The sequence below is a fragment of the Streptomyces milbemycinicus genome, assembly GCF_002154605.1.
Lineage (GTDB): Bacteria > Actinomycetota > Actinomycetes > Streptomycetales > Streptomycetaceae > Streptomyces > Streptomyces milbemycinicus.
On record NZ_MUNE01000029.1, the window covers coordinates 1 to 5,376 of the forward strand.

Sequence of the window (5,376 nt, forward strand, 5' to 3'; positions counted from 1 at the left end):
TGCAGGCATCCGTCGCGACGGGCGCCTTCGGCGACGGCTACCGTGGCGCGGCCTTTGCCGTCGCGGCCGTCCTGGGCGTGCGGCTGCTGGCGACGCTGCTGTTCGGGGCGGTGCTGCTCGGCCCGCTGTCCGCGCTGGTCGGGCCGTCGGGCCCGCTGGACCGCCGCTGGACCATGATCGGTGCGGACGCGGTGCGGATGGCGCTGCTCGTCGTCGCCCCGCTGTGGATCGACTGGACCCCCGACGACGCCGTCGCCTGGCTGCTCATCACCACCTTCGTCATCGGCGTCGCCGAGCGGATGTGGACCGTGGCCAAGGACGGCGCGGCGCCCGGGCTGCTCCCGGCCCCGCCCGCCGAGGGCGCGGCCGTCCGCCCGCTGCCCGACCACCTCGACGCGCTGCGCCGGCTGTGGCTCCGTACGAACTTCGTCACGCTGCCCATCGCGGCCGCCGCGCTGCTCGTCGCCACGCTCGTCGCCAGGCTGCTGGCCACCGGCGTCGTGTGGTTCGACGGCCACCAGGCGGCCCTGGGCTCGTACGTCGGCGCCGGGCTGTTCTCCGCATCCGTGTCGATCCTGTACTTCGTCGAGCTGCCCGGCGTGCAGACCCCCCGCACGCGCTCCCCCCTGGAGGGGCTGCGCCGCCCGCGCGCCGCGTCCGGCTCCGGCCCCGACAAGGGCCGCACCGGCGCCATCCCGCTGCTGGTCCTCGCCTGCGCCGCCGTCGCGGCCGCGGTCGCCGCCGCCGTGGGCGTGGCCGCGCTGCAGGCGGTCGACCTCGGCGGCGGGCCGGCCGGCTTCTCGCTGCTCGTCCTGGCCCTCAGCGGCGGCCCGGCCGTCGGCATCCGCTGGGCCCCCAAGGTTCTGCCCGGGCTGTCCCGGCGCCGCCTGCTCGCGCTGGCGATTGCGCTGACCGGGCTGTCGCTGCTGGTCGCGGGCCTGGTCCACGACGCCACGACCGTGGTGCTGATCGTCGTGGTAGCCGGGGTCTCGGCGGGGATCGCCGCCAACATCGGCCACACCCTGCTCGACCAGGAGAGCGAGGAGTCCCGCCGGGCCCGTACGACGGAGCACCTGCACGCCGTCGTCCGCGTCTTCGTCGGGCTCGGCGCGGTCGCCGCCCCGCTGCTGGCCGCCGCGATCGGACCGCACCGGCTGGGCAGTGGCGACTTCGTCTTCGCCCACGGTGGCGCGGCCTTCACCCTCATGCTCGTCGGCGCGCTGCTGCTGCCCGTCGCCGCCCTCGTTCTCGGCAAGACCGACGACCGCCAGGGCGTGCCGCTGCGGCACGATCTGCGCGAGGCGCTGCGCGGCGCCGACCCCGTGGAGGCACCGGCCGGGACCGGCTTCTTCATCGTCGTCGAGGGCGGCGACGGAGCGGGCAAGACCACCCAGGTCGAAGCGCTCGCGGAGTGGATAAGGGGCAAGGGCCACGAGGTCGTGGTGACCCGCGAGCCGGGCGCGACCGCCATCGGCAAGCGGCTCCGCTCGATCCTGCTCGACGTCTCCTCGGCCGGGATCTCGCACCGGGCCGAGGCGCTGCTGTACGCGGCCGACCGCGCCGAGCACGTCGACTCCGTGGTCCGCCCGGCGCTGGAGCGCGGCGCGGTCGTCATCTCGGACCGCTACATCGACTCGTCCGTCGCCTACCAGGGCGCGGGCCGCGACCTCGCCCCGACCGAGATCGCCCGCATCTCGCGCTGGGCGACCAACGGCCTCGTGCCGCATCTGACCGTGCTGCTCGACGTCGCGCCGGAGACCGCGCGGGAGCGTTTCACCGAGGCCCCGGACCGGCTCGAGTCCGAGCCCGCCGAGTTCCACCAGCGGGTACGGAACGGATTCCTGACCCTCGCGGCCGCCGACCCGGCCCGCTACCTCGTCGTCGACGCCGGTCAGCTGCCCGAGGCCGTCACCGCCGTCGTACGCCACCGCCTGGACCTGGTGCTGCCGCTGTCCGAGGCGGAGGTGAAGGCCCAGGAGGAGGCCCGGCGCAAGGCCGAGGAAGAAGCGCGCCGCAAGGCCGAGGAGGAGGCCCGCCGCAAGGCGGAGGAGGAGCGGCTGGAGCGCGAGCGGCAGGAAGCCCTCGCCAAGGCGCGCGCCGAGGAAGAGGAGCGTAAGCGCCGCGAGCTGGAGGAGGCCCGGCAGCGCGAGGCCGAGCGGCAGGCGGAGGAGGCCCGTAAGCGGGCCGAGGACGCCCGTCGGCGCGCCGAAGAGGAGCGCAAGCGCATCGAGGCCGAGGACCGGGCTCGCGCCGCCGAGGAGGAGCGGCGCCGCCGCGAGGCCGAGGAGGAGGCCCGGCTGCGGGCGGAGGCGGAGGAGCGCCGCCTGGAGGAGCAGCGCAAGGCGGAGGAGGCGCTGCTGCGGGCCGAGCAGGCGCGGCTGGCGGCGGAGGCGGGCGCGTCCCGCTCCGCGAGCACGTCGTCCGCTTCCCCCGTCGTGAGCGATTCCGCGGGTTCTGACGCGCCGACCGTCGAGACCCCGGCCGCGGTCCCGCCGCCGGCCTCCGCCCCGGCCGAAGACGCGGACACGGCGGATACCGTCCAGACGCCGCGCGTCGACCCCCGGAGCGCCCGCCCCGGCGAAGGGGCCGCGGACGCCGACGCGACGGCCGTGCTGCCGCCCGTACGGCCGCAGGGCGGCTCGGACGCGGAGGAGACGGCCGTACTGCCGATGCCGCCTGCGCCGTCCGCTCCGCCGGCGGGCGCGGCCGACGAGACGGCCGTCCTGCCGCCCGTACGGGACGACCGGCCCGCGGACTCCGGAACGGCCGAGTCCCGAACCACCGAGCCCCGGTCCGCCGAGCCCCGGTCCGGCGACCCGGCCGATCGGGTGCCGCCGTGGCTGTTCCGGCCGGAGGAGCGGCAGGGGGGCCAGGGTGGCCAGGGCGGTGAGCAGGGGAACGAGCGCACCCGTGAGCTCCCGCAGTTCGGCGAGGGGCAGCCGCCCCGCCAGGCCGAGCCCGCGCCGTCGAGCCGCCCCCGGCAGCGCCGCCGTCCGGAGTGGGCGGAGGAGACCCCGCTGGACGATCTGCCGACGCTGGCCGACGAGCTGCTGGGCCCGCGTGACGACGAGGACGGGCGCCGCCGCTGACCTGGTGGGGCCACCCGCGCTGTCCGTGTGTGTCGGCGGGGTGGCCCACAATGGGATGCCGTAGGGACGAGCGGCGGAGGCGGTCATGGCGGTGTGGGACGACCTGGTCGGACAGGACCGGGTGGCGAGCCAGCTGACCGCTGCCGCGCGCGACGCGGACGCGCTGGTCACGGCCACCGCGTCCGCAGCATCTGAACGCAAGTCGGCCGGCGCCGGGAGCGAGCCGTCTGCCTCGCCCGGCACGGCCGAGGCGCCCCCCGCCGCGTCGAAGATGACCCACGCCTGGCTGTTCACCGGCCCGCCCGGCTCCGGCCGTGCCGCCGCCGCCCGCGCCTTCGCCGCCGCGCTCCAGTGCGTCAGCCCCGACCGGGCGCTGGGCGGCGCCCCCGGCTGCGGCTTCTGTGACGGTTGTCACACCGCACTGATCGGGACGCACGCCGATGTCGAGGTGGTGCGTACGGACCAGCTGAGCATCGGTGTGAAGGAGACCCGTGACCTCGTCCGCCGCGCCCAGCTCTCACCGGCCGGCGGCCGCTGGCAGGTGATCGTCCTGGAGGACGCCGACCGCCTGACCGAGGGCGCGGGAAACGTTCTGCTGAAGGCCGTCGAGGAGCCCGCGCCCCGTACGGTGTGGCTGCTGTGCACGCCCTCCCTGGAGGACGTGCTGCCCACGATCCGCTCCCGCTGCCGGCTGCTGACCCTCCGCACGCCGCCGGTGGACGCCGTCGCCGACCTCCTCGTCCGCCGGGACGGCATCGAGCCCGAGCTCGCCGCCTCCGTCGCCCGCGCTACCCAGGGACATATCGACCGGGCCCACCGGCTGGCCACCGACGAGCGGGCGCGGGCCCGCCGTGCGTCGGTGCTCAAGCTGCCCCTGCGGATCGACGACGTGGGCGGCTGCCTGAAGGCCGCCCAGGAGCTGGTGGACGCCGCGTCCGAGGACGCCAAGCAGGTCGCGGAGGAGACCGACGCCAAGGAGACCGAGGAGCTGCGCGCCGCCCTGGGGGCCGCCGCCGGGACGGGCGGACGGCTCCCGCGCGGCACCGCCGGGGCGATGAAGGATCTCCAGGACCGCCAGAAGCGCCGCGCGACCCGCACCCAGCGCGACAGCCTCGACCTCGCCCTCACCGACCTCGCGGGCTTCTACCGGGATGTGCTCGCGCTCCAGTTCGGCTCGCGTACGGCCCTCGCCAACACCGACGTCCAGGACGCGCTGGAGCGGATCGCGGCCGGCTCCAAGCCGGAGCGGACGCTGCGCCGGATAGAGGCGGTCAGGGCCTGCCGTGAGGCGCTGGACCGCAATGTGGCGCCGTTGCTTGCGGTCGAGGCGATGACCATGGCGCTGCGCGCGGGCTGAGCCCGCGGCACCCCCGACACCCCCGCCCCGCGCTCACCCGTACGACTGTCCTACGAATGCTCCTCTGTCCACAGGCGTCATCCACAGGCGTGTCCACAAATGAGCACGGAACGCGTCTGTGCGGCTACGCTCCGGATATCCGACCGAACCGAGGACTGCCGATGGATATCAGCCGCAGCACGCTCCGAGCCATCGGCGCCGCCTTCGCGGCCGTCGCCCTGCTGCTCGCCGGCTGCACCTCCGGCGCCGCCTCGCCGCGCACCGCATCGCCGACGAAAGCGGCGACCCGGGCCGCCCTCGCGGCGTACTACGAGCAGAAGCTGAGCTGGCACGAATGCCGCGGGGGCGCAGGCTTCGAGTGCGCCACGCTGAAGGCCCCGCTGGACTACGCCCGGCCCGACGACGGCCACGACCTGAAGCTCGCGGTCTCCCGCAAGAAGGCCAGTGGCCCCGGCAAGCGGCTCGGCTCTCTCATGGTCAACCCCGGCGGTCCGGGCGGCTCCGCCATCGACTATCTGCAGAGCTACGCGGGCATCGGCTACCCGGCCCGGGTCCGCGCCCGCTACGACCTGGTGGCCATGGACCCGCGCGGGGTGGCCGCCAGTGAGCCCATCACCTGTCTGGGCGACAAGCAGATGGACGCCTTCACCCAGACCGACCAGACCCCTGACGCTCCCGCCGAGACCCGCAGCCTTGTCGCCTCGTACCAGAAGTTCGCGCGCGGCTGCGCGGCCCGTTCGGGCGAAATCCTCGGCCATGTCTCCACCGTGGAGGCGGCGCGCGACATGGACCTGCTGCGGGAGGTCCTGGGCGACCGGAAGCTCACCTACGTCGGCGCCTCGTACGGCACCTTCCTCGGCGCGACCTACGCCGACCTCTTCCCGCGCCGTCGAGGACGAGGCGGCCGACACGGCGCGGGAAGAGGTCGGC

General features: G+C 75.6%; 3 protein-coding genes. All 3 read left to right on the top strand.

The features are described from left to right. Positions 1 to 3,089: dTMP kinase (gene tmk, locus CCN51_RS02270; RefSeq protein WP_086859210.1), on the top strand; the 3,089-nt coding region annotated here is incomplete at its 5' end. A gap of 85 nt (positions 3,090 to 3,174) precedes the next feature. After that, positions 3,175 to 4,446: a DNA polymerase III subunit delta' gene (locus CCN51_RS02275; protein ID WP_014178444.1), complete on the top strand. Its 1,272-nt coding sequence runs from the start codon at positions 3,175 to 3,177 to the stop codon at positions 4,444 to 4,446. Between the two features lie 161 nt (positions 4,447 to 4,607). Then, the coding region (locus CCN51_RS02280) for an alpha/beta fold hydrolase (RefSeq protein WP_143675707.1) at positions 4,608 to 5,376 on the top strand (769 nt) is incomplete at its 3' end.

Excerpts from the sequence above, each read along its gene's own strand:
- CCN51_RS02275 (WP_014178444.1), top strand. The coding sequence starts at position 3,175 with ATGGCGGTGTGGGACGACCTGGTCGGACAGGACCGGGTGGCGAGCCAG.